This is a genomic window from Sorangium sp. So ce327 (assembly GCF_051530205.1).
Classification (GTDB): domain Bacteria; phylum Myxococcota_A; class Polyangia; order Polyangiales; family Polyangiaceae; genus Sorangium; species Sorangium cellulosum_B.
Genome location: NZ_CP150330.1, coordinates 5,067,187 through 5,088,422, shown reverse-complemented (window position 1 = coordinate 5,088,422; position 21,236 = coordinate 5,067,187). Strand labels below are relative to the sequence as shown.

Here is a 21,236-nt window from a genome sequence, read left to right as displayed (position 1 = left end):
CGGCGCCGGCCCGCCGGAAGGCAGGCGCGGCCGCTACTCTTCCGGATACCACGCCGCTCGCCACGCCTTCATCTGGTCGATCTCCCTCTGCTGTGCCTCGATGATGCCGTCGGCGAGCGTCCTGATCTCGGCGTGCTCGGCCTTCTGCTGGGCCATCTCGGCGGCGTCGATCGCCATCTCGTGGTGCGGGATCATGGCGTCGATGAACGCCCTGTCGAACGGCTCCGCCGTCTTCAGCTCCTCGTTCTCCCTCGCCATGTCCATCGTGGCGTCGTGCTCCATGCCGGGGAGCATGGGCATCTCGTCCACGGGCGGCGTCTCGCCGCTTCCCTACCCCTGTTCGCGCCAGCTCTTCAGCTGGCTGATTTCCTGGTTCTGGGCGGAGACGATCTCGTCGGCCATCGCCTTGAGCTCCGCGTGCCCCTCGGAGCGAAAGCGTCTGGACGAGAACCGTCCGTGCGCCGGCATGCAACATGCCATGCAACTTGGTTGATCGACTTGGCATCCCAACGTGCTGATGGGCTATCGCTCGGGCCGGGTCGCCATGCCCCCACGGTGCTCCCGGCACGCACATGTCCATGAGATTTGCCGTCGACGGCGAGGAGATGGCGCCCGACTCGTGCCATCAGGACGGTCCTGGGCTCACGTGCTCAACCCCGCAGAGGGGTCCCGGCTGCGGACACCGGGCGCCGCTGTCTCCGAGCGAGCCGGCGTACGCTGCGTGGTAAAGCTCATGATGCTCGCGGGTGTGCTCGCGGCGGTCCGTCCCCCGGTCTCTCGTGCGGGGAACGACCTGGACCGCGATGCTGCCCGACGCGCTCTCCCGTCGCCTGGCGTGGCGGGGCAGAGGGCGAGCGACGGAGCCTGGCGTGTCTTACAAGGCGACTTCAATGGCGACGGCATGACGGACGTGCTCTGGGTCGATACCACGAGAGGCTCACTGGCCGTATGGCTGATGAACGGGACCCAGGTCCTCTGGTCCGGGCCGGAGCTGCCGGGGCTGAGCGGCGACGGCTGGCGACCCATCAAGCCAGGTGACATGAACGGTGACGGCCTGCGCGATGTGGTCTGGAACAACTCCGAGAGGGGCTCGCTGGCCGTGTGGCTGATGAACGGGACCCAGGTCCTCCGGCCCGTGCCGGAGCTCCCGGGGCCGAGCGGGGACGGCTGGAACGCCATCACCGTGGCGGACTTCGACCGCGATGGCCTGCCCGACGTGCCCTGGTACAATGCCGGGAGGAACTCGATAGCCGTCTGGCTGATGAATGGAACTCAGGTCCTCTGGCCTGGGCCGGAGCTCCAGGGGCCGAGCGGCGGGGGCTGGGAGGCCACCGCGACTGGAGACCTCAACTCCGACGGCATGGCGGACATGCTCTGGCTCAACTCCGGCGAGAGCGCCATCGCCGTGTGGCTGATGAACGGGACCCAGCTCCTCGCTCCGGGGCCGGAGCTCCGCGGGCCGAGCGGCGGCGGCTGGAAGGCTACCGTCGCTGGGGACTTCAACTTCGACCGCATGGCGGACGTGCTCTGGAGCAACCCCGGCGAGAGCTCCATGGTCGTGTGGCTGATGAACGGGACCCAGCTCCTCGCTCCGGGGCCAGTGATCCCGGGGCCGGGCGGCGGCGGCTGGAGCCCCGCGACGTCCGGGGACTTCAACTTCGACGGTATGCTGGACGTGCTCTGGTATAACCGCGAGAAACACGCGATCGCCGTGTGGCTGATGGCGGGCTCCCAGGTCCTCTTGCCAGGGCCCGAGATCCCGGGGCCCGGTGACCGCCCGTAGGGTTGGCCGCGGGTCACGCGCGTGCGCCGCTTTCGCCGACATCCTCGAGCACGTCGCGCGGCATGATGGGCGAGGTCCACGTGGCGAGCCGATCCCGGCCGACCCTCGATGGATCGAAGTGGCCTCCGGAGCGTGGCATTCCTGATGCACCCCGCGAGCTTTTCATGATTCCGTATATTCCCCAGCCCACCCTCGAGCTCGGCCCGCTGCACATCTATTCATTCGGCGTGCTGGTCGCATTCGGGATCTTCGTGGGAGCACAGGTCCTCAAGAGACGCTCGGTCCGCGAGGGGCTCGATCTCGACATCTCCGGACGGCTGCTCGCGTGGGTGCTCGTCGGTGGCTTCCTCGGCGCCCACCTGGTCGACCGCCTCGTCTACTTCCCGGCCGACACGCTGGCCGATCCCTGGAGCCTGCTCCGCATCTGGGAGGGGCTGTCGTCGTTCGGCGGCTTCCTCGGCGCGGTCGTGGGCGCGGCGCTCTTCCTCCGCCGTCACCGCGCCCGGCTCGGGGGCCGCGCGTGGCGCTACGTGGACGCCATCGCCTTCGCCCTCCCGTTCGGCTGGACCGTGGGTCGGCTCGGCTGTTTCCTGGCCTTCGATCATCCCGGCAAGGTCACGACCTTTTTCCTCGGCCAGCAGTACACGGATGGGCTCATCCGGCACAACCTCGGCCTCGAGGAGGCGCTGTACATGATCCCCGTCACGGCGGTGATCGCCGCGCTGGGGCAGAGATCGCGGCCGCCGGGCTTCTTTGCGGGGCTCCTGGCTGTGCTGTACGCGCCCGTCCGGCTTCTGCTCGATTTCCTCCGTATCGTCGACGTGCGCTACGCCGGCCTGACGCCCGGCCAGTACGGCGCGATCGCGCTGTTCATAGCAGGGATCGTCCTGCTGATCCGAAGCAGTCGTGTTCGGCCGGCACCCGATCGGGCGCGCGAGGACCTCGGCCAGCCTCGGCATTCGCCGGGGTGCGCGCCGCGGCCGTCCCGGTGACACCCGCGGTCACCGCGCTGTGACCCCACAGGTCACAACTCAGGAGCGCTGAGCGGCGCTCCGGTCGACGAAAACTGATGCCGCGTGACGGTCCTCTGTGACCGTGGAAGGCACAACGAGTCGGCCGCTTCGCTCCTCCATCGGGGCGATCGAACCGGGTACGGGGACTTCCGTCCTCCCGGCGGCCTTGAAGCCCTGGTATGGCGCTTGCGTGGCCCTCGCGCAATCATGGGGTTTTGGCCCGGATCGGCCGAGCAAGGAGCTCACGATGTTCATCCCTCCATCTATTCAAGGTTCTCTCCTCCTTTTGTCCGCCTCCTCCGCCCTCGCGGCGGGCTGCGTCGCCGACGCGTCGTCCAATGCGGGCGAGCCCGTCGCTGATACTTACCAGGGCTTCGATGAATGGAAGGCCAGCCTCCCGCGCGATCCGAACGACGGCGCTTATCTCGTCGACGGCGACATCGGCGTTCACGACGACGTGACCCTGAAGGAGCTCTCCGCCGTGCGCCGGCAACCGGGGGCGCTCATCGTCAACAAGCGCGACGACGGGAGCGATGACCGCTGGAGCGACGAGCAGAAGATGAATTTGACGTATTGCGTCTCTCCGCGCTTCGGCGACGATTATGACGCGGTGGTCGCCGCGACGCGGTCGGCCGAGTCCAGCTGGGCGAGCGCCGCCGCCGTGCGCTTCGTCTACCAGCCCGACCAGGACGAGGCCTGCGAGTCCGAGGAGCACCCCGTGCTGTTCGAGGTGGTCCCCGCCAGCGGCACCACGTACAACGGGCGAGCTTTCCTTCCGAGCATGGTCGCGCGGGGGTATCACCAGGTCTTCATCGATCTGGAGAACATCGCCCGCTCCGCCTCGAAGACCCTGACCGGGGTCCTCCGGCACGAGCTCGGGCACGTCCTCGGCTTCCGGCACGAGCACGCCCGGCCGGAGGGCAACGGCGCCTGCACCGAGCGTCCCGGCTGGCGGGCGCTCACGCCTTATGATCCGGGGTCGGTGATGCACTACAACGCGGAGAGCCGGTGCGAGGGCACCAACGGGGGAGACTACATGCTGACCTGGCTCGACGTGGCAGGGGCGGCGAAGCTGTATGGCGAGCCTCGATGAGCTCCTCCGCGACGGGTGACCGACGGCGGCCGGTCTCCACGTGGCGCCGCTCGCGGCGCGAACGATGTAACTAATAGGGTTACAGTTCATGTGACCGATGCAGTTACCTGCAGTGGCTCGGGGACCGAAATTCGCGGGGAATTTCGCTGAAACGGCCTGGCATGCACGTTGCGCTCACGGCTGCAAGACTGAATAGAGCAGCCGGAGACTGGATGAGAGGCAGCAAGCGAATGGACAAGACGCACATGCATCACGGTCGTGCCTTGATCCCGACCGCCCGTAACAAGAGGACGCGAGCGCCGTCGATGGCGGCGCCGGCCTTCGAGCGCGCTGAGCCCAGGCCACCGAGCGTCGCGCGCGAGGTGAGGAGGCAGGGCACGCGAGCGCCCGCCTTCGCGCTTCGCGAGCGCAGGCTTCGCGAGCGCAGACCGCGTCTCGCCCGCGACGTGACCGAGGCCATCGGCCATGTCCCGTTCGTCCGCCTGAACCGCATGGGGGAGGTCTGCGAACGACACGACCTGTTCCTCAAGCTGGAGTCGTGCAACCCCGGCGGCAGCATCAAGGAGAAGAACGCCGCGTACCTCATCAAGGAAGCTGAAGCGAGAGGGCTGTTGCGTCGCGGCGGAACGATCGTCGAGTCGAGCTCGGGCAATTTCGGCATCGGTCTCGCCATGGTCGGGGCGGCCCGGGGCTACCGCGTGATCATCGTCGTTGATGCCAAGACCGCCCCGCCCATGCGGCGTATGCTGGAGGCCTACGGCGCGGAGCTCATGGACGTACCGCTCTCTGCGATGGATGCGCACGGATCCATGCAGGTGGCTCGCATGAGGAAGGCGGCCGAGCTCGCCGGAGAGATCCCCGGCGCGTGGTACCCTTGCCAGCACCTCAATCCTTCGAACCCTGAGGCCCATGCGCTCTACACGGCGCCCGAGATCGAGGAGGCCTTCCGCGGCCCGCCGGACGTGATCGTGCTGGGCATCAGCACGGCCGGCCAGCTCGCTGGGGTCGCGAAGTTCTTCCAGCGCTGGTACGCCGGCACCAAGCTCGTCGGCGTCGACGTGGCCGGCTCCGCCATCCTCGGAACGCCGCGCCATCCGTACAAGATGACCGGGCTGGGCCTCTCCTTCGTTCCACCCAATTTCACTCCGGTGGCGCTGGATGCCGCGTATTCCATTTCAGACCAGATGGCCTTCTCCGTCTGTCACGCGCTGGCCAAGAAGGAGGGCCTGCTCCTGGGAGCGTCGACCGGCGCGATCGTGGCCGCTGGCGTGGCCTACGCAGCGCACTTCGCGCGGCGCCAAGAGGTCGTGATCATCAACCCTGACCGCGGCGATCGATATCTGGAGACCGTCTACAACCGGGAATGGCTCGCCGCGCAGGGCATCGAGATCCTGGAGGACGACGCCCTCATGGCGGCGATCCGGAGGCTCGAACCGGTGTCCCGCGAGAAGATGATGGAGAACGCGCGGCATGAGCGAGCCTGAGGCGACGGAGATGACGGTTCGGTCGCTCTGGGCGCAGTTCCTCCCGCTGTCGCTGAGCGAGGTGACGATGGCGGCCGGCGAACCGCTCATCACGACGACGCTCGCCCACCTGCCGGAGGCCCAGGTGAACCTGGCAGCCGCCGGTGTGGCGAAGTCGCTCGCAGTGTTCTTCGAGAGTCCGATCATCATGCTCCTGCACGCCTCGAACGCGCTCTCGGCTGCCGTGGCGTCCCGGAGGGCGCTCTTTCGCTTCATGATGATCGCCATAGCGGTCCTTACGGGCGGCCTCATGCTGTTGGCGTCGCCGCCCGCCTTCTCGTTCCTGGGGCGGCATGTCTTGCGCCTCGACGGCGCAATCGGTGAACGTGCGCAGGTCGTCCTGCTCCTCTTGATCCTCTGGCCGGCCGCGATCGGATGGCGGCGCTACTTCCAGGGCCAGCTCATCCGCGCCGGCCACGCCAGGCAGGTGGGCCGGGCGGGTCTGGCTAGGCTCGCCGTCGTCGCCGCCGTGCTCGCGGTCGGGTTCGCGACCGGCATGCCAGGCGCCTGGCTCGCGGGCACGGCGCTCCTCCTGGGCGTGATCTCCGAGGCGCTGATGGTGACGGCAGCGGCCAGGAAACTCGGCACAGCTCACGCGCCGCAAACCGCAGACGCGCGCGACCTCCCGACGGATGTCGCCGGCGTCTGGCGGTTCTACTGGCCGCTCGCCAACTCCATGCTCGTGGTCTGGGGGGGACGCGCGATCCTCGTGGCGCTCGTGGCACGCGCCGCAGATGCGCCCGTCGCGCTGGCTGCCTGGCCCGCCGCGTGGGGCTTCGTGCTCTTGATCGCGAACACGACGCGCATGGTCCAGCAAGTCATCATCCAGAGCCGCGGCCAGGCGTCGGACGGCCTCCTGGTTCGGTTTGCGCTGAGCGTCGGAGTACCCTGTACGCTGCTTCTGCTCGGCGTCGCGGTGACGTCGCCTGGGCGGCTCTTGCTGAGCGCCTTCCTCGGACATGACTCGTCCCTTCTGGCAGGAGTATTGCCCGTCGTCCTCCTTTGCTCCATCGTGCCGATGGTCATCTCACTTCAAAACGCGGTTCAGGGGTTCCTGATCAGCGAAGGTCGCACGAGCCGGGTCAATGTTGCGACATGGCTCGGAACAACGGTCCTCCTGGGCGCTGCTGCCCTGGGGATCCGAGCGAAGATGCCCGGCGCCACGGCGGCCGCGGTGGCCATGCTCGCCGCCCTCGCCGCCGAGGTCCTATGGCTGAGTCTCGGGCTGCGCCAGCGTGCCGAGCGGGCTCAAGCGCACTGACCGGGAGGCTCTCTTGCCCCCATGCCACGGGCGAACCCGCCCGCCGGCATTCCCGATGCTGCGTGGTCCGTTCTTCGCGGTGCGCGCTTCCGGCGACCTCTGTCAGCTTCGAAACCGATGAGCGACATCCACCAGAGCACTCGCCAAACGATTGACGTCATCGACCGATGTATACAAGGCAGGGGTCACCCGCACGCAGTCACCTTTCGCGAGCCCGCCGCGGCGCACCGTGAAGATCCGGTGCGTGTCCATCAGATAATCGGCGATCGCCACGTTGTCGGCCTCCGAGGTTCGCCCGGCTATCCGGAACGACGTGATCGCCCCGTACATCTCCGGGTCGTCCGGGGTCAGCACCTCGACGTTGCCAATCTGTCTCGCCCGACTGACCCAGCAATCCCGCAGGTAGCGTAGCCGGGCCTGCTTCGCCGCAGCGCCCAGCGCGAGGTGACAGTCCAATGCGACCGGCAGGGTAAGGAAGGGGGCGATGTCGAGCGTGCCCGAGTGAACCCGCGAGCGCACGTCGTCTGCCGGGTGGACCTCGTCGGCGAGGAAGCGGTCGATGTCGGCGGTCCGACCCTTGCGGATATAGAGGAAACCGGCGCCGAGCGGTGCATTCATCCACTTGTGCAACGAGAACCCAGCGAAGTCCGCGTTCAGGTCGCCGATCGCGAAGTCCAGCTGACCCCAGGAGTGGGCCGCGTCGACGATCACGTCCACGCCGGCGTCCCTGGCCATGGCGACGACCTCGCGCACGGGCACGACGAGGCCGGTGCGATTGTTGATATGGGTGAGCAGAAGCAGCTTGACCCGCGGGTGCTCGTGCAGCGCCCTGGCATAGGTGTTGAGGACGACCTGCCTGGTCGGCGGCTCCGGGATCGAGATGGTCACGACGTCCACGCCGCGCCGATCGCGCAGCCAGTTGAAGGCGTACTGGCAGCTGTAGTAGTCGACGTCGGCGTACATGACAGCGTCCCCGGGGCGCAGCCGGTTATAGCCCGCGATGAGGTTCTGCAGCGCCTCGGTGCCGCCCCGGGTGAGCGCGATCTCGTCCTTCGACACGCCCGCCACAGCGGCGAGCCGCTCGCGGACCCGTTCCTCCTCGCCCTTGTAGGTGGTGCGCAGCAGGTACGAGCTCGAGTCGTTGAGCCGCCTGGTGTTGCGCAGGTACTCACAATACACCGGCTCAGGCATGATTCCATAGTAGCCGTTTTCTAGGTTGGTGAAGTCTGGACTCACCTGGTACTGGCGAGCGATCCTGCGCCAGAACCGCTCGTCCCGCGCCAGGGCCATCGGATCGCTCCCCGCCGGTGCGGCCACGGGGGTAGGGTCTTCCACCTCGGGATGAGCTGCCCGGCAGGCTCCAAGGGCAGCGGCGACCGTGGCGATTTCAGCAAACAAGCGACGCCTGGATAAGGTCATCCAGTTCCTCCATCAAATCCGGCATGGCTGGGTGTCCACCCGTCAACTGGCGAGCTCGCCCCTCTATCGCGCACGTCCTCGTGTACCTGGCGAGGTCATCAGGCATGGCGGCGCCAGGTCCCACGGCCGCCGGTATACCCGGCACGTCCTGGCGAGATCGTTAGCTGATCATCTTGGGACCGACCACCGTGAAGTATCCGCTCGGCGCCCCCCTCAGGCCAGTGGACGGGCGCTCGCGTCGGGCTGCGCCGGGCCTCTCACGAACGGGGTGATCCGAGCAGCGTGGAGGCGAAGTCCAGGAAGACCCGCACCTTGGGGTGACGTGCCGCGGGCTCTGGCAATGCGATCTTCGAGATCACGGGTATCCTTCAGGTCATCCCGGCATGGGTCGCCGCCGCGGCGCTCGCGCGACGCCTGCTCGACCTCCGGAGGTGAGCGGGTCCTCAGGGCTCGACGTGGATCTCGCCCATCATGCCGCGCTCGGTGTGCTCGAGGATATGGCAGTGATACATCCACATGCCCGGCTCATCGAAGCGCGTCACGATGCGCACGGTGGACCGCTGCGGCAGGATTACGGTGTCCTTGTTGGCGAGCTCCTCGTCGGCCACCGGCACATCGTCCCTGGCCAGGACCTGGAAGAAGAAGCCGTGCAGGTGGAACGGGTGGTCCATCTCGGCGTCGTTCTTCAGGTCATAGACATGGACCGATCCCTCCTGGACGTCGATCGGCGGCACGTCCGGAAACGCCTTGCCGTCGATCGTGAACGTCAGCTTGCCGTCGACATACCCCTCGTCGAACGTGATCGTCGCCTCCGCCGGCCCGCCCGGCAGCCGCTCGATGGCGGGGCCCGTCTCGGGGAGCGTGCGCCCGGACAGCCCGGGCCCCTCGCCGATCCGCACCCTGGCGAGCGGCATCGGCTCGGCCAGTCCGGTGTGGTGCCCGCGCTCGTAGGGCTCGTTCATCAGGGTGAGCTCCGTTCCCGGCTCGCCGCCGGCGATCAACAGCACGTCGTAGCGCTCGCCGGGAGAGACCAGGAGCCTCTCGGTATCGTACGGCTTCGGGATCAGCCCGCCGTCGGCGCCGATGACGCGGAACGTGTGGCCCGGGAGCGCCAGGTTGAAGAAGCGCCCGTTCGCCACGTTGACGATCCGGAGACGCGTGAGCCCGCCCGGATGCACATCGAGCGCTGGCATCACGTGGCCGTTGACGAGCACGACATTGCCCTCGCGGCCCATCATGATCGTGTCGTCGTCGAGCTCTTCATTGAACGTCCCGTCCTTGTTCAGGAACACGTCCCCGAGCACGGCGATCTTCTCGACATCGGCCTCCGGCTCGTTCGGTCCACGCACCCGGATGAGGCCGAAGAGCCCCTTCTGGATCTGCTCCGGCTCCATCACGTGCGGGTGGAACCAGTAAAACCCCGCGTCCCGCAGCGTGAACTCATACGTGAACGTCTCGCCGGGCGCTATCGGCTCCTGCACGGCCATCACGCCGTCCATCTCGTTGGGCACCCGGACGCCGTGCCAGTGGATGGTCGTCTCTTCCGGCAGGCTGTTCTTGAAGTGGACGATCAGCGTGTCGCCCACGTTGGCCTCGATGAGGGGCCCGGGGACCGTACCGTTGTAGGACCAGACCGCGGTGGTCGTGCCCTCCAGGTAGGTCTTCTCTGCCTCCTTGGCCTCGAGGTCGACCTCGACGATCCTGGGATCGGGGTTCGTGTCGGGCGCGGCGGCGGGCTCGCCCCAGGCATCGTGGGCGGGCGGCTCCTCTACCCGATCGGCGGCACACCCGGCCGCGAGCAGCGACAGCAAGGCGACGCCCGAAAGAGCTCGCGAAAGCCGTATCAATGTTCGCTCTCCTCGTCGGTGGGGTTGCCGGACATCTCGTTGGAGTACCCGGAGTAGGCCTCGCCCTCCTTGCAGCGAAGACGGTACGTGTACTCCATGTCCTCCGTCGCCTCGGAGTCCATGTAGGCCTTCTTCGATCCTGCGACGGTGAAGGCGACGGCGTAGTCGTGCATCGGGTCCTTGCGCTCGGCCTCGATCTGATCGCACTCCGGCTGCGGCACCCACTCGACGTGAAGCACCTCCAGCATCGGCATCACGAACGACAGCACCGGCGCGTCGGGCGCCATCGCCAGAGGCCCGCCGCCGCTCCCGCCTCCCTCTCCCGTACCGCCGTGCCCCCCCGTGCCGCTCGCTGCTCCCGCGCCGCCGCCCCCTCCCGTGGCGCCGGCGGAAGAGCTCCCCGTCTCCGAGCCTCCGCAGGCGGCGAGGGCGAGGCTGACGGCGGCGAGGCCGATGAGTCGAGCGTAAGCCATGACGGTGTCTCCTTGCTGGTTCCTGGTGTCCCCCAAATGTAACCCATCTGGTCACAGCGGCGAGGTGTAACGGGACGTCGCCGCTTGTTCTAGGCACCAGCGGGCCAGGCGTGACGCGCGGACACGTTTTTTTTCGCCCGCGGCGCCCAGAGGCGGATGCCCGCCACGTTCTTCGATCCGTCCGCTCACCGGCAGGGCTGGCCTCCGAGCCTGTCGCGGGGTCGCGCAGTGGTGGAGGAGCTCGCTCCCGAGGCAGGCGAGCTGAGCCTCGGCGCTCGACATGTAATGACGCGGAGGCTCGCGCGTCGTCCAAACAGGGATGAAAGGAGAACCCATCATGTGCTACGCAACCGGCCGCTGGAACGACACCCCCGGGGTCGGCTTCCACGAGCACCACGGAACGTGAGCGGAGGGACACGAGACGATGGCAACCGCGTCGCAACGGGTTCGGCTGATCATCGGCGCGACGCTCGTCACGGGGATCGCGGCGGCGTTGCTTCTCCGGTCCCATCCTCCCTGGCGCGCGCCGGAGCCCGGCGCCGCGTCGGCCGGCGCCGTGTCCGCCGGCGGCAAGCCGCTGAGCGCCCAGGTGCGGGAGTTCGAGGGGTCTTACCCGGAGGCGGCAGAACCGACCGGAGTCGTCCGCGACGTCGCGCTTGAGGCCGGCCCGGTGACCCTGCCGTTGCTCGACGGGCAGCCTCTGGATGTCTGGGCCTACAACGGCCAGGTCCCCGGGCCGACAATCCGCGTCCGCCTCGGCGAGCGGCTCCGCGTGACGTTCACGAACCGGCTCACGCGGCCGACCACCGTGCACTGGCACGGCGTGCGCCTCCCGAACGCGATGGACGGCGTGCCCGGCGTCACGCAGCCGGCTGTGCCGCCGGGAGGGACGTTCGTCTACGAGTTCGCCCCCAAGGACGCCGGCACGTTCTGGTTCCACCCGCTGGATGGGGCGCCTGGATGGTGCTCGGGGTCGGCTCGGTCGCCGCCCTTCGATGCAGCGCGCTGCTGTTCGGCGAGGCGGCCGGGCTGATCGGCGGGCTCGTGGCAGGTGTCGTTGCGGCCAACCTGGCGCGCGCATGGATGGACCGGGGACAGATCGGGGCCCGCAGCTAATACGTTATCGATAACTTATCTATGGTTCGAAGGGGCCGCCTTCACCCCACAGCCTGCGTGGCGACCGGTCACGTTCCAGGAAGGCGACCGCACAATGCCTCATGGGACAGGCCGTGCGGGCCAGCACGGCGAGGGGGCACTCTGATACGCTGCGCTGGACCATGCAACGCGTCCCCTCCGCCATGCCCTCGTATCACAAGCGCCCCTTACCACCGGGCTGCATCGCGTTCTCCTCCGAGGAGGGGCGCGCGGTCTTTCGCGAAGCGCTCGCCCTGGGGACGATGGAGAGTTTCTTCCCTCTCATCGAGCAGTTCCACACTCAGGCTGAGCCTGCCTTCTGCGGCCTGGGGACGCTGGTCATGGTCCTCAACGCGCTGGAGATCGATCCGGGGCGCGTCTGGAAGGGACCCTGGCGCTGGTTCTCGGAGGAGCAACTCGACTGTTGCCGCTCCCTCGACGACGTTGCTCGCGACGGCATCACGCTGACGCAGTTTGCGTGCTTGGCCCGGTGCAATGGCGCCCGGGCCGACGTGAGCTTCGCGGAGACCTCCTCGCTGGAGGCGCTCCGCGCCGCGGTCCGAGAAGCCACCTCGCGCGCCGAGGACAACCACGTGGTCGTCGCCTATGACCGCCGGACGCTGGACCAGACCGGGAGCGGCCACTTCTCGCCGGTCGGTGGAATGCACCCGGACCGCGACCTCGCGCTCCTGCTCGACGTGGCGCGCTTCAAGTACCCGCCTCACTGGGTCCCGCTCGAAGCGCTTCATCGCGCCATGCTGCCTGTCGACCCCACCTCCGGGCGGTCCCGCGGGTTCGTGACGATCCGGCGCGAGCACGCGGTGGCGCCTGCGGCTGCGCTGCACGAGGCCAACTGGGCCGAGGTCGAGCGCTTTCTCCGCGATCTCGACGGCACCGACGTTCTGGTGCTGACCGGCTGCCTGCGCGAGGGAGTCTCCAGCATGCCGCGTCTGCTCGAGCTGCTGCGGCGCCCCGACCTGCCCCAGACGGTCAAGCAGCACCTGGCGCGGTTGCGCGCCCAGGTGGCAGCTCTCGACGCTCGCCCACCGCCGCTGTAGCAGGTATCGAGCTGGCCGTGGTCGTGCTCGTCAACGTGGGGTGCCCCAGTGCGGGCCCAGCCGCACGATGTCTTCGGCACCTGCGGCGCGCCCGGCGGATCCGGCACCGGCGACGCTTGCCTGCGCCTGGTCTCGCCGTCAGCAGCGACGATCGCGGCCAACGACGACGGCGCCGGATCCAGTGGAGCGCCGCTCTACACCACGTTCAGAGGCGTCACTACGGACGCCAGTCGAAGGGGAAGTGCTTGCTGGAACCGCCCTTGTAGGCGTGGGAGAAGTCGAAGCCGGTGGCGAGGTCGTCCTCGACCACGCCCCAGGTGGCCACCTGCCCGGGGCCGACTTCGGCGCCCGGGGCGTTGATCAGCTGCACCCGGCGGTTGGGGTCCGCGGTCGGTCCGGTGAGCGCTCGCGCCCCCACCTTGACCCGCCCCGGGATCTCGGCCCTCCAGTGCGCCAGGTCGGCGGGGGCTTCGAACCTGATGGGTGCGTACTCGATGCTGCGCACCTCGCTGATCAGGGAGCCGAACTTCCCGGGCCAACCACCCTCCTTGCCAATGAAGATGCTTTCCAACGCACGCCGCTGGTCGGAGTCGGCCTTGGCATCGATGTAGAACATCAGCTTCATCATGGCGTTCGGGTCGCCGACCCACATGTTCCCCTTGAACTCGCCGATGCTGACGACCCCGAGCCCCGAGAGGTCGACGCCTGCGTAGTGACCCTCGTGGATCTGCCAGACCAGCGTGAAGAGGCACTCCCCGCGAACAACGCGGCTGTGCGCCTCTTCCGCGCCCGGGAGGCCCTGCGCAAGCAGGTGGTCGCGTCGTGCGGGGCCTGCGCCGACGACGGGTGCGTCGACTGCTCGTGCAGTGCGCCGCCGGCGAAAGGCGATCCCGAGAAGAAGCGGGGTTGCGGGCACGGCGCGGGGCACTGAGCCTCCGCTACCGGGCCGACACATCGACCGGGCGGGCGCGTCGGTTACGGCTCTCTCTCATCGCTCGCCCGGGCGCAGTCCGGCGGATCGAGCTGGCGGTGTAATGCCGCCAGGTTCCCCGCGTCTGCGAAGTGCAGCCCGGAAGCAGAGCGCTCACGGCCGTCCGCCTGGAACCAGGCGCGCGTTGACGATCTGTCTACCTGGGCGACCGAGCTCCCGGCGATGAGCTCTTCAGGAGGAACGACCATGTCGTGGTGGAACGCTCTGACAAACACATCAAGTATCGAGAGGACACTCGCTTTCGTATTGCTGCCGGCCGTCCTCGCCGGCTGTGCGCCGCGCAGCGTCCCGGCGAGCTTCCCGACGTCGTCCCCCTCCTCGCCGGCGGGCGCGGAGGCTCCTGCTCAGCGGGTCGCCATCGCCCTCGCCGAAGATCCGCCGCTGCCCGGCGAGCCGAGCGGCGGGTGGGTTGGGCTCGCTCCAGGGGCGGCGACAGGCACCCAGCCTGCGCACGGCCATGGTCATCACCACCACGGCGCGGGTCACCATCCCGCCGGTGCCGCTGATTCCAAGCCCGCCGGTGCCGCTGATCCCAAGCCCGCCGTCGGCGATCACAGCCACCATCACGGCCCTACGCCGCCCAGCACCTCGGAGCCGAGCCATGCGCATTGATCCCTGGCGCTCACTCCTGCTCGCGGCGGGGCTCTCGCTCTCCGCAGCGGCCGGCTGCGCCGCCCCGTCGGCAGCCTCCGATCTCGGCCGCATCCGCGAGCTGTCCCGTCTGGACCTTCCGTCGAGCACCGCTTCGGAGGACGTCGAGCCGGCGACCACCAGCGACGCGCGGCCGCTGCTCTCGCGACCGCTCACCGCGGACGCCGCCGTGCGGGTCGCGCTGCTCAACAACCGCGAGCTCCGCGCCACGCTCCGCGAGGTCGGTGTGGCCCGGGGCAACCTGGTGCAAGCAGGTGTCTTGCCGAACCCCGAGCTCGAGGTCGAGGTGACGCCGCGGCAGGGGACGCTCGAGCACACGCGCGTCGAGCTCGGGGTCGAGTTCGATCTGACCTCGGCCATCCTGGCGCCGCTCGGCGAACGGGCGGCGCGGGCGGATCACGAGGCCGCGCGCTACCGCGCTGCGGGCGCGGTCGTCGAGCTCGGCTACGCCGTGCGGGCGGCGTTCTATGCCGCGCAGGCGACCCAGCAGCGCCTCGCCCTGGCGAACAGGGCCCTGGATGCGTTCGCGGCTGCCCGCGACGCCGCCCGGGCGCTCTTCGAGGCGGGCAACGTGCCGGAGCTCGACGTCGCGACGCAGGAGGCGGGGTATGAGGCTGCCCGCGTCGCCGTCGCCGGGATCGAGCTGGAGCTCCTCGAGCGGCGCGAGCAGCTCCAGCGGCTGCTCGGGCTCTCCGGGGCGGAGATCTCGTGGCGTATCGCGGACGAGATCCCGCGGCCGCCCGAGAAGCTCGTCATGTCGCCGCGGCCTGAGGCGCGCGCGCTCTCCGCGAGCCTCGAGCTCGCCGAGCTGCGCAGCCGGCTCGAGGCCGCGGCCGGCCGCGCCGGCCTTGCGCGCACGGCGGGGTGGTTACCGGACCTGTCCGTCGGCGTACGCGGCGAGCTGGAGGACGAGGCGTGGCAGGTCGGCGCCGGGCTCCGGCTCACGCTGCCGATCTTCGATCGGAAGCAGGGCGCCACGATGGCGCATACGGCGGAGTTCGACAGCCTGCTCGAGCGGTACCACGGGCGCGCGATCGACGTGCGTTCGGCGGTCCGCGCAGCGCAGAACCGGCTGGCGTCGGCGCACGCGCGCGTCCTGCATCACCAGCGTGTCCTCGTCCCGGCCCGGACGCGCGTCGTGGAGCAGACGCTGCTCCAGTACAACGCGATGCAGGCCGGCGTCTTCGAGCTGCTCCAGGCCCGCCGGGAGCAGCTCGATGCGGAGCTCGCGCAGGTGGACGCATTGCGCGACTACTGGACCTCACGCGCCGCCTTTGACGCCATCCTGGCCGGGCGTCGCGTGGAGGTGATGGGCACGATCGCTCCTGCTCCGATGTCCGGAGCCGCAGAGAGCGGAGGAGGACACTGAGATGGACCGACGTTCTTTCATCCATGTGGGCGGCCTCGCCGCCGGAGCCGCCCTCCTCACGCGAGGCTTGGCCCGTGCACAGGAGCGCCCCGAGCAGACCGCGGGGCAGCCCGCCGGCGCTCGGATCGCGAGCGCGGGGAATCAGCCTGCGGTCGTGACGCCCAACGGCAGCACGCTCCCCTGGCGGGTCGTGGATGGGGTCAAGGTGGGGCACCTCATCGCCGAGCCGATCCAGCACGAGTTCGCCCCCGGACTGAAGACCGAGGCCTGGGGTTACAACGGGAGCACGCCCGGGCCGACGATCGAGGCCGTCGAGGGGGACCGGCTCCGGATCTACGTCACGAACCGCCTGCCAGAGCCGACGTCGGTGCACTGGCATGGGCTCGTGCTCCCGAACGGGATGGATGGAGTGTCGGGGCTCAACCAGCGCCCGATCCCGCCCGGGGAAACGTACGTCTACGAGTTCGTGGTCCGGTACCCGGGGACGTACATGTACCATTCCCATTTCGACGAGATGACCCAGATCGCGCTCGGCGGCGTGGGGATGTTCATCGTGCATCCGAAGAAGCCTCGTGGGCCGCGCGTGGACAGGGACTTCGTGCTCATGACGCACGAGTGGCTGATCAGGCCGGGAGCGCGCCGGCCGGACCCGAACGCGATGAGCGACTTCAACGTGCTCACCTTCAACGGCAAGGCGTTTCCGGCGACGGCGCCGCTCGTGGTCGGCCGCGGCGAGCGCGTGCGCATCCGCCTCGGGAACCTGGGGCCGATGGACCACCACCCGATCCACCTGCACGGGCTCTCGTTCCAGGTCACGGCGACGGACGGCGGGTACGTCCCCGCGTCCGCGCAGTACCCGGAGACCACGGTCCTGGTGCCGGTCGGCAGCACGCGGGTCATCGAGTTCGTGCCCGAGGAGCCGGGCGACTGGGCCGTGCACTGCCACATGACCCATCACGTGATGATGCAGATGGGTCATGGGCTGCCGAACATGGTCGGCGCGAACACCCGCACGCTCGACCGGCGCATGAGCCGCGTGATGCCCGACTACATGACCATGGGGACCACGGGCATGGGCGGCATGGGCGAGATGCCCATGCCGACGCCGCCGAACAGCCTGCCGATGAAGGGTGGCGACGGGCCCTTCTCGTACATCGACATGGGCGGGATGTTCACGGTCCTGAAGGTCCGCGACGAGCCGGGCAAGGCCGACCCGAACGGCTGGTACACGCACCCGGCCGGCACGGTCGCCGGACCGGCCGCCGCAGAGAAGATGCGCGCGGACGGCATCGATCCGAGCGCGCGGAAGTAGCGCGACGGACGAGCACAATCCGCGCAGCATTCATCCCTGATGTTCTGGCCGATCAGCCGACGAGCCGTACTTCCGTGACACCGTGCTGGTCCACGGGCGTGAGACCGTCGATGTCGGCCTGGTTCCTCTCGACGAGGGGCGCTGGATGCTCCATTGCCACATCCTGGAGCACGCCGAGGCCGGCATGATGTCGCTGCTCGACGTGAAGTCGATGTGAACGCGTCGCCAGCCCGAAAATCCGTGGTGCCTTGACGTGCTGGCGCGGTCGCGCCTCACTCCTTCCGCGTCCGTCCGCTCGCCGCGGCCCGCTCGTCCGCGAGGACCCGCTGCAGCAGCGCCGTGCTCTCCTCCGCCATCCGCTCCGGTGAGCACGGCATTCCCTTGTGGACCCAGCTCGTCATCAGCCGCACCAGCGCCGCCGCCGCCGCCTCGCAGCGGAGCATGAACAGGGCCCCCTCCTCCGGCGCCATCCGCGGAGCGTACAGACGGCAGATGCTGCCCTGCAGGATGTCCTCCAGGGAGCGCGTCAGCACCCGCTCGCTCTTCTCCGCGGACAGGAGCTTGTGCACCAGCTCGTGCATCTCGGCGAGGTGGCGGTAAAACGGCAGCAAGTCGAGCGGACGTCCCGCATCCCGCAGGAACAGCGCCCGCAGGTGCTCGTGTCCGAACAGCAGCAGCTGCTCCTTGTTCTCGTAGTGCGCGTAGAACGTGGACCGCCCGACGTTGGCCCGATCGATGATGTCCTGGATCGACACCTCGTCATAGCCCTTCTCCAGGATCAGCGCGACCAGGGCGTCCGAGAGCAGCTTCCGGGTCTTCTGCACGCGCCGATCCTGCACGCGCCGATCCTGCACGCGCCGATCCGCGATCTTGCCGGCGGCCCGCGCCCTGTCGCCGCCCCTGTCCCTGTCCTCGTTTCCGGACTTTTTCGAGCTCTTGTTCATTAACGTTCAATCCGCGGTCCGTGTCGCTGGGTGGAAGAGGCGCCCAACCTCAGCATCCATCGCATGCGAGGAACGCTGATCTGGATGACGAGCCGCCTGCTGTACCCGCTGCTGCTGGCGGTGACCTTGTACATCATCTACGCCGCCGTGACGCAGGGCTGGGACCTGAGCCGCGCCCTGTGGGGCTACCTCCTGGGCCTGATCGTCTTTCTCATCACCGTCGAGCGCCTGCTGCCGCTGTCGCCGGACTGGGGCATGACCCGCCAGAGCTTCTGGCGCGACCTCAAGTACCTGCTGGCCTCCGGCGTCACCATCGCGGTGGTGCGGACCGGCTTCGGCACGCTGGCCCTGTGGCTCAGCGAGCGGCATCAGGGCCCGCTCGCCAGCGCCTCCGTGCCCCTCAGCGTGGGTGTCTTCCTTGTGGTCTTCGAGCTGCTGCAGTACTGGTTCCATCGCCTCAGCCACGAAGGCAACGGAGCCCTGGGGCGCTTCTTGTGGAAGATCCACCTGGCGCATCACCTTCCGGATCGCGTCTACGTGGTGATGCACGGCGTGTTTCACCCCCTCAACGCGCTCATCTCGGCGGTGCTGATCCAGTCGACCCTGCTGTTCTTGGGGCTGTCGCCGCAGGCCGTCTTCGCGGTGATGTTGCTCATCGATCTGCAGACGATGATTTCGCACTTCAACGTCGACATCCGCGCCGGATTCCTGAATTACGTGTTCATCGGCACCGAGCTGCACCGCTATCATCACAGCGCCGACATCGACGAGGCCCGGAACTTCGGGACCGTACTTCCGCTGTGGGATCTGGTCTTCGGGACGTTCGTGTACCGGCCGGACGCGGCCCCGCGCCGCCTGGGGGTCGACCCCTCCGCGGGCTATCCGCCGTCGCAGCAGTTCTGGAAGGTGCTGGCCCTGCCGTTCCGACGCTGACCTCTTCGCGCCTTCGATCAGAGGTCGACCCGGCGCAGCCGGAGGGCGTTGCCGATGACGGACACCGAGCTCAGGCTCATCGCCGCGCTGGCGATCATGGGGCTGAGCAGCAGCCCGAGGACGGGATAGAGGACGCCCGCCGCGACCGGCACGCCGAGCGCGTTGTAGACGAACGCAAAGAACAGGTTCTGTCGGATGTTGCGCATCGTCGCCCGGCTCAGCTTCCGCGCGCGCAGCAGCCCGCGGAGGTCGCCGCGCACGAGCGTGATCCCGGCGCTCTCGATGGCGACGTCGGTCCCGGTGCCCATGGCGACGCCGACGTGCGACTGCGCGAGCGCGGGCGCGTCGTTGATACCGTCGCCCGTCATCGCCACGATGCGGCCTTCAACCTGGAGGCGCTTCACGACCGCGGCCTTCTGATCGGGCAACACCTCGGCCTCGACGTGCTCGATGCCGAGCTTCCGCGCGACCGCCTCCGCCGTCGTGCGGCTGTCGCCGGTGAGCATGATCAGGTGGATGCCCTCCTCGCGGAGGAGACGGACGGCCTCGCCGGTCGAGGCGCGCACCGGGTCGGCCACGCCGACGATGCCAGCCGCCTTGCCATCCACCGCCACGAGCATCGCCGTCTGGCCTTCTTGACGGCGCTCCTCGGCTCGACGCGGGAGATCATCCGGCGGGATACCGAGCTCCTCGAAGAGCTTGAGGTTGCCGAGCGCGACCGAGCGCCCGGCCACCGTGCCCACCACGCCCTTGCCCGTGATCGACCGGAACCCTTCTGCCGGCAGGAGCTCGAGCTCCTGCTCGAGGGCCCCGGCGACGATCGCGCTCGCGAGCGGGTGCTCGCTCCCGCGCTCCAGGCTCGCCGCGAGCCTGAGGATCTCGTTCGTCGGGAGGTCGCCCAGCGTCGCCACGGAGGCGAGCTTCGGCTTGCCCTCGGTGAGGGTGCCAGTCTTGTCGACCACGAGGGTGTCGACCTTCTCGAAGGTCTCGAGCGCCTCGGCGTTCTTGATCAGGATACCGGCCGTCGCGCCGCGCCCCGTCCCGACCATGATCGAGATGGGCGTGGCGAGGCCGAGCGCGCACGGGCACGCGATGATGAGCACGGCCACCGCGTTGACGAGCGCGTGGGAGAGCCTGGGCTCCGGCCCGACGAGCAGCCAGACCACGAAGGTCAGCGCCGCGATCGCGATCACGGCGGGCACGAAGTACGCGGCGACGGCATCCGCGAGGCGCTGGATGGGGGCGCGGCTGCGCTGGGCCTCGCCCACCATCTGGACGATCCGGGCGAGCAGGGTGTCGCGCCCGACGCGATCGGCCCGCATCACGAAGCCGCCCGTGCCGTTGACGGTGCCGCCGACCACGCGGGCGCCGGGCGTCTTCTCGACCGGGATGGGCTCGCCCGTGACCATCGACTCGTCGACCGCGCTGCTCCCCTCGAGGACCTCGCCGTCGACAGGCACCTTCTCCCCCGGCCGCACGCGCAGCCGGTCGCCTGGCTGCACGAGCTCGAGAGAGACGTCCTCTTCGCGGCCGCCCGCGCCGATGCGCCTGGCGGTCTTGGGGGCGAGGCCGAGGAGCGCCTTGAGCGCGCTGCTCGTCCGGCTGCGGGCGCGGAGCTCGAGGACCTGGCCGAGCAGCACGAGCGAGACGATGACGCTGGCCGCCTCGAAGTAGACCGGGACCGCTCCGCCGTGGCGGACCGAGTGGGGGAAGACGCCGGGCGCCAGCGTGGCCACGACGCTGTACGCGTAGGCGGCGCCCGTGCCGAGGGCGATCAGGGTGAACATGTTGAGGTGCCGAGTCCTGATCGAGGCCCAGCCGCGCTCGAAGAACGGAGCGCCGCACCAGAGCACCACGGGCGTGGTGAGGGCGAGCTCGATCCAGACGAGCCAGCGGCCGAGGAGCTGCTGTACCGGCTGGCCCGGGATCATCTCGGACATCCCCAGCACGAGGACAACGAGGCTCGGCGGGACGCTGATCCAGAAGCGCCGGGACATGTCCGCGAGCTCAGGGCTCGGCGCGTCCTCGAGCGTCACCGCGCGCGGCTCGAGGGCCATCCCGCAGATCGGGCAGGAGCCCGGCTCCGTGCGGACGACCTCGGGGTGCATCGGGCAGACGTACTCGACGCGCGTCGCCTGAGCCGGATCGAGCGGCTCCAGGGCCATCCCGGGGACCGGATCCTTCGTCTGCGCTCGGTCCAGGTCGGCAGGAGCAGGGCGGCCGTGCTCGTGAGGGTGGCCGTGGTCGTGGTGATGCCCGTGGTTCATGTCGTCTCCCTCCCCCGCCGACGTTCGCGGTTCGGACTTCTTACATCCCGAGCACCCCGCGGGCGCCGCTCGTCGCTTCGCGCGGCCGCCCGGCGCTCCCGCAGCAGGCGGTGCCCAATGACGCCCGCGATGGCGGGCGAGCAGGTCAATGGGTCTCCGGCGTTC

17 protein-coding genes and 2 pseudogenes are annotated in these 21,236 nt (G+C 69.1%); 11 read left to right on the top strand and 8 right to left on the bottom strand.

Going from position 1 to position 21,236, the window contains the following annotated elements; all coding sequences use genetic code 11:
* Positions 1–33 precede the first annotated feature (33 nt).
* Both WME95_RS19055 and WME95_RS19050 read right to left on the bottom strand, forming a co-directional pair.
* Positions 34–300 (bottom strand): DUF305 domain-containing protein, encoded by a 267-nt coding sequence (locus tag WME95_RS19055; RefSeq protein ID WP_437911001.1) that lies wholly within the window; start codon positions 298–300, stop codon positions 34–36.
* Positions 301–330: 30 nt separating this feature from the next.
* Positions 331–468 (bottom strand): hypothetical protein, encoded by a 138-nt coding sequence (locus WME95_RS19050; protein WP_437909774.1) that lies wholly within the window; start codon positions 466–468, stop codon positions 331–333.
* A 49-nt stretch (positions 469–517) separates the two neighbouring features.
* On the opposite strand from WME95_RS19050, the gene WME95_RS19045 reads away from it, so the two are divergent.
* The 5 genes from WME95_RS19045 (at position 518) to WME95_RS19025 (ending at position 6,673) form a co-directional block, all read left to right on the top strand.
* A complete protein-coding gene (locus WME95_RS19045) occupies positions 518–1,783 on the top strand; it encodes an FG-GAP repeat domain-containing protein (RefSeq protein ID WP_437909773.1) in 1,266 nt (421 codons plus the stop codon).
* Positions 1,784–1,947: 164 nt separating this feature from the next.
* A complete protein-coding gene (locus WME95_RS19040) occupies positions 1,948–2,775 on the top strand; it encodes a prolipoprotein diacylglyceryl transferase (RefSeq protein WP_437909772.1) in 828 nt (275 codons plus the stop codon).
* A gap of 307 nt (positions 2,776–3,082) precedes the next feature.
* Positions 3,083–3,889, top strand: a complete 807-nt coding sequence (locus tag WME95_RS19035; protein WP_437909771.1) for a hypothetical protein — start codon at positions 3,083–3,085, stop codon at positions 3,887–3,889.
* 446 nt (positions 3,890–4,335) lie between these two features.
* A complete protein-coding gene (locus WME95_RS19030; protein WP_437909770.1) occupies positions 4,336–5,373 on the top strand; it encodes a cysteine synthase family protein in 1,038 nt (345 codons plus the stop codon).
* Positions 5,374–5,440: 67 nt separating this feature from the next.
* The gene (locus tag WME95_RS19025; RefSeq protein ID WP_437909769.1) at positions 5,441–6,673 is read left to right on the top strand and encodes a hypothetical protein; all 1,233 of its coding nucleotides are present in this window, start codon (positions 5,441–5,443) and stop codon (positions 6,671–6,673) included.
* Positions 6,674–6,775: 102 nt separating this feature from the next.
* Here the strand turns inward: WME95_RS19025 and WME95_RS19020 are convergent, their stop codons facing one another.
* The 3 genes from WME95_RS19020 to WME95_RS19010 all read right to left on the bottom strand — a co-directional run bounded on the left by WME95_RS19020 (position 6,776) and on the right by WME95_RS19010 (position 10,412).
* Positions 6,776–8,092 (bottom strand): aminotransferase class V-fold PLP-dependent enzyme, encoded by a 1,317-nt coding sequence (locus tag WME95_RS19020; RefSeq protein WP_437909768.1) that lies wholly within the window; start codon positions 8,090–8,092, stop codon positions 6,776–6,778.
* Positions 8,093–8,535: 443 nt separating this feature from the next.
* Entirely contained in the window at positions 8,536–9,939 is a 1,404-nt protein-coding gene (locus tag WME95_RS19015) for a multicopper oxidase family protein (RefSeq protein WP_437909767.1), read from the bottom strand.
* Positions 9,936–10,412, bottom strand: coding sequence for a hypothetical protein (locus tag WME95_RS19010; protein ID WP_437909766.1), 477 nt, complete (start codon positions 10,410–10,412; stop codon positions 9,936–9,938). The genes WME95_RS19015 and WME95_RS19010 overlap by 4 nt, the downstream gene beginning before the upstream one ends.
* 424 nt (positions 10,413–10,836) lie before the next feature.
* On the opposite strand from WME95_RS19010, the pseudogene WME95_RS19005 reads away from it, so the two are divergent.
* Positions 10,837–11,355, top strand: a pseudogene (locus WME95_RS19005) (multicopper oxidase domain-containing protein); the annotation flags it as partial.
* 334 nt (positions 11,356–11,689) lie between these two features.
* On the top strand, positions 11,690–12,604 hold the full coding sequence (locus tag WME95_RS19000) for a phytochelatin synthase family protein (protein WP_437909765.1): 915 nt from the start codon (positions 11,690–11,692) through the stop codon (positions 12,602–12,604).
* 217 nt (positions 12,605–12,821) lie between these two features.
* On the opposite strand, the gene WME95_RS18995 is transcribed toward WME95_RS19000, so the two are convergent.
* Positions 12,822–13,415, bottom strand: a complete 594-nt coding sequence (locus WME95_RS18995; protein WP_437911000.1) for a DUF1326 domain-containing protein — start codon at positions 13,413–13,415, stop codon at positions 12,822–12,824.
* Positions 13,416–14,196: 781 nt separating this feature from the next.
* Here WME95_RS18995 and WME95_RS18990 point away from each other — a divergent pair.
* From WME95_RS18990 to WME95_RS18980, 3 genes and pseudogenes are all read left to right on the top strand, one after another.
* Positions 14,197–15,615 carry a TolC family protein gene (locus WME95_RS18990; protein WP_437909764.1) on the top strand — a complete coding sequence of 473 codons (1,419 nt, stop codon included), beginning with the start codon at positions 14,197–14,199 and terminating at the stop codon, positions 15,613–15,615.
* Between the two features lies 1 nt (position 15,616).
* Entirely contained in the window at positions 15,617–16,927 is a 1,311-nt protein-coding gene (locus WME95_RS18985) for a multicopper oxidase family protein (protein WP_437909763.1), read from the top strand.
* Between the two features lie 67 nt (positions 16,928–16,994).
* Positions 16,995–17,144 (top strand): annotated as a pseudogene (locus tag WME95_RS18980) (multicopper oxidase domain-containing protein); the annotation flags it as partial.
* A 55-nt stretch (positions 17,145–17,199) separates the two neighbouring features.
* On the opposite strand, the gene WME95_RS18975 reads toward WME95_RS18980, so the two are convergent.
* The gene (locus tag WME95_RS18975) at positions 17,200–17,871 is read right to left on the bottom strand and encodes a TetR/AcrR family transcriptional regulator (protein ID WP_437909762.1); all 672 of its coding nucleotides are present in this window, start codon (positions 17,869–17,871) and stop codon (positions 17,200–17,202) included.
* 63 nt (positions 17,872–17,934) lie between these two features.
* On the opposite strand from WME95_RS18975, the gene WME95_RS18970 reads away from it, so the two are divergent.
* The gene (locus WME95_RS18970) at positions 17,935–18,804 is read left to right on the top strand and encodes a sterol desaturase family protein (RefSeq protein WP_437909761.1); all 870 of its coding nucleotides are present in this window, start codon (positions 17,935–17,937) and stop codon (positions 18,802–18,804) included.
* 17 nt (positions 18,805–18,821) lie between these two features.
* On the opposite strand, the gene WME95_RS18965 is transcribed toward WME95_RS18970, so the two are convergent.
* Complete coding sequence (locus WME95_RS18965; RefSeq protein ID WP_437909760.1) at positions 18,822–21,071, bottom strand: copper-transporting P-type ATPase; 2,250 nt, start codon at positions 21,069–21,071, stop codon at positions 18,822–18,824.
* Positions 21,072–21,236: the final 165 nt, after the last annotated feature.